2 protein-coding genes and 2 pseudogenes are annotated in these 2,911 nt (G+C 63.1%); 1 reads left to right on the forward strand and 3 read right to left on the reverse strand.

The features are described from left to right. Positions 1–101: 101 nt before the first annotated feature. Positions 102–233, forward strand: a pseudogene (locus ACLQI9_RS30290) (heavy metal-binding domain-containing protein); the annotation flags it as partial. An 81-nt stretch (positions 234–314) separates the two neighbouring features. Here ACLQI9_RS30290 and ACLQI9_RS30295 read toward each other — a convergent pair. The 3 genes and pseudogenes from ACLQI9_RS30295 to ACLQI9_RS30305 all read right to left on the reverse strand — a co-directional run. Next, positions 315–383, reverse strand: a pseudogene (locus tag ACLQI9_RS30295) (rubredoxin); the annotation flags it as partial. A 13-nt stretch (positions 384–396) separates the two neighbouring features. Further along, positions 397–1,608 carry an alkane 1-monooxygenase gene (locus ACLQI9_RS30300; RefSeq protein ID WP_442376899.1) on the reverse strand — a complete coding sequence of 404 codons (1,212 nt, stop codon included), beginning with the start codon at positions 1,606–1,608 and terminating at the stop codon, positions 397–399. Between the two features lie 495 nt (positions 1,609–2,103). Next, positions 2,104–2,911 (reverse strand): PPE family protein, SVP subgroup (locus ACLQI9_RS30305; RefSeq protein WP_442376897.1); only part of this gene is annotated, 808 nt, incomplete at its 5' end.

Below are 2,911 nucleotides of genomic sequence, written 5' to 3' on the forward strand. Positions count from 1 at the left end.
CGCCGACGCAGATTAGGCCGTCGGGGGTGGGGTCTTGGAGACGACCTTCGCGTGCGGCGCCACAACATCAGACCTTAGGCGTTGGTCGATGATCGCGACCCGCGCTGCTGCATGGGGCCGGGTTCGAACCGATCGAACTCGTGATGGGCGTCTCGGTTTATCACGTGGGCTACCAGTTCACCGGCATCAGGCAACAATCGGAGCTGGCCGTGCTCACCGATGCGACCTACCGCCGCCCGCGGACGCGTCGCGCTCCAAGCAGTCAACCAATGACGAGACACACCACAATCCGGGCAGTTCCAGTCCGACGGAACGGCGCTCCACGGTGCGCCGGCCGGAAAGTCCTCTCGCGGATGACCTGCTGGGCAACGCGCCGATGCCACCGACTTTCTCCTTCTAGGTCGGATCCACGGCGCCGTAGCGGGCGAGGATCTTCTCGCGCCGGCGGGGGTCCAGGTTCACCCTGGTGATATCGCCGTCGTAGTGCTCCAGCACCCGATGGTCCATCACCCGCCGCCACAGCGGCGGGAAGTAGGTCAGCGAAATCATGGACGCATAACCGCTGGGCAGACTCGGCGCACCGTCGACGCTGCGCAGCGCCTGATAGCGGCGGGTGGAGTTGACATGGTGATCGCTATGCCGCTGCAGGTGATACAGGAACAGATTGGTGACCAAATGGTCAGAGTTCCAACTGTGTTCGGGTGCGCATCGCTCGTATTGACCACTGGGCGTCTTTTGCCGCAACAGCCCGTAGTGCTCCAGATAGTCGACCGCCACCAGCAGGGTGAACCCGACGACCGCCTGAATGATCACGAACGGAATCAACTCCGGGCCGAAAACCGCCACCAGCACCCCCCAGAACACCACCGACATCAGCCACGCGTTGAGCACATCGTTGCCGATATTGAACGGACTCTTGTTCAGCCGGCGCATCCGCTGGACCTCCAACTGCCAGGCCGAGCGCAGGGTGCCCCAGAGACTGCGGGGCAGGAACTCCCAGAACGTCTCGCCGAACCGCGCCGAGGCCGGATCTTCCGGGGTGGCGACACGGAGATGGTGGCCGCGGTTGTGCTGGATGTAGAAGTGCCCGTAACAGGTCTGGGCCAGCGTGATCTTGGACAGCCAGCGTTCCAGCGAGTCCTTCTTGTGCCCGAGCTCGTGGGCGGTGTTGATGCCGATGCCGCCCAGCATCCCGAAGGACAGCGCCAGGCCGATCTTGGCCGGCCAGTTCAGTGGCCCGTCATAGCCCAGCCAGCTCAGGTCCGACGCGGTGAACAAATAGGCACCCGCGATGACGCTGGCGTACTGGAACGGAATGTAGGCGTAGGTGCAGTACCGGTAGTACTTATCGTTCTCCAGCCGCTCCATCACCTCATCGGGTGGGTTCTGCCCTTCTGGCCCCACGAGCAGCTCCAGCGCCGGCAACAAGATGTACACCAGGAACGGACCGACCCAGAAGAACACCTGCGACGCGCTCTGCCAGCCGAACTGGTTCATCGCCCACACGATCGGCCATACCACGAACAACATCGTCGGAGGGATCAGCCCCATCAACCACAGACAACGCTTCTTGTCGCGCCACTGATCAGCGGAAACCACCGCGCCCATGCCCAGTTCAGCTGTCACATTCGCCTCCTCTCTGTGAACCGCATCATCTATGGGTGGATAACACACCTTTGCTTGAGTCTTGTCTAATCCGAAAATAACGGTGACCCGGGATGGGGTTTACGCCGCTGGGGTGAGGGTGACGGTGTAAGCGCGTCGGCGCGCGCAGCGGCAGGATCGGCACCCGAGCCGCTGGCCCAGCTACGCCGGGAGCTGTCGATCGCATAACTGACGCATTAATCCGCACGCTCAGCGTCGTGCGCGACATCGAGACCATCGACTTTGAGCTAGGTACCGCGTGCCGGCCGAGAACGGATTAAGCCGCCTCTTCGAACTCGTCGTGCGGTTCGGCCACTGCGATGTTGTACCTCGGACCTCCGACAGGGTATCCCCCGCGGCGCCTCATGAACGCCACGACTGAGGGGGCTGCGCAACAACGACTTAGTGCGCGGAGCCGCAGTGTTTTTCGCGCTGTTATGGCCCACGAAATGTCCCGATTCAGCGCGCGAGAAGGCGTTCCTTCTGGTCGTTGAATTCCTCGTCCGTGAGGAGCCCTGAATCGCGTAGGTCGCCGAGTGTGACTAGTGCTTCAGCGAATTCGCGAATGTCGGCGGCGATTGTCGTCCCGTGGCCGCTCGGCGACGTGGGCGTCGATATGGGGCGGGAGCGGGAAATCGACCCGGTGCGCTCCTGACATCCTCGGGTAGTGGTGCCGCTGATGGCGCGGCTGGCCATGTTTGCCAGGGTCATCTCGCTGAAGAGGGTTCCGGGGCTGGCTGCCATGACTTCTGGGGCGGCGCCCAAGCTGGTGGACGGCAGTGTCACCGCGGCAAGCCTGATCTCTGGTGCCGCCACAGTCCAGCCTGGCGGCACCGACAATCCCCCGACCAATGGCGCCTGACCCAGACCCGCCGTCACCGACGGGACCTCCGCCGGGCCCAACGCCATCACCGGCCGCGTCATCAGGCTCTCGAGGGCGACATCGGGTGGCAATTTCCAACCGTTGAACGTGAACGTCTTCAAGATATCTTGGCCGGTGCTTTCCAACCCCTCAAAGTGGAGTTCATCGTCGTCGAACGATAAGTCGGTAAATAAACCGGTGGTGTTCAATGGCGTCAGCCCAGCCTGGGCCACACCCGGCACGAACAGAATGATTTCCGATAGGTCCGACAGCGTAGACAGAGCCGATGCAGACGTCGCGTTGGTCGCCGCCGTCGATGTGAGCCCCTGCAGTGCCGTGGAGATCGTCTGAGACGCCGCCGCCTGCGTGCTCGCCGCGGCCGACGCCCCGGTTGTCGTCTGCGGT

The sequence above is a fragment of the Mycobacterium sp. genome (assembly GCF_052143115.1).
In the GTDB taxonomy this organism is placed as follows: domain Bacteria; phylum Actinomycetota; class Actinomycetes; order Mycobacteriales; family Mycobacteriaceae; genus Mycobacterium.

Coding starts and splice junctions, on each gene's coding strand:
- ACLQI9_RS30300 (WP_442376899.1), bottom strand. CDS start 1,608: ATGGGCGCGGTGGTTTCCGCTGATCAGTGGCGCGACAAGAAGCGTTGT.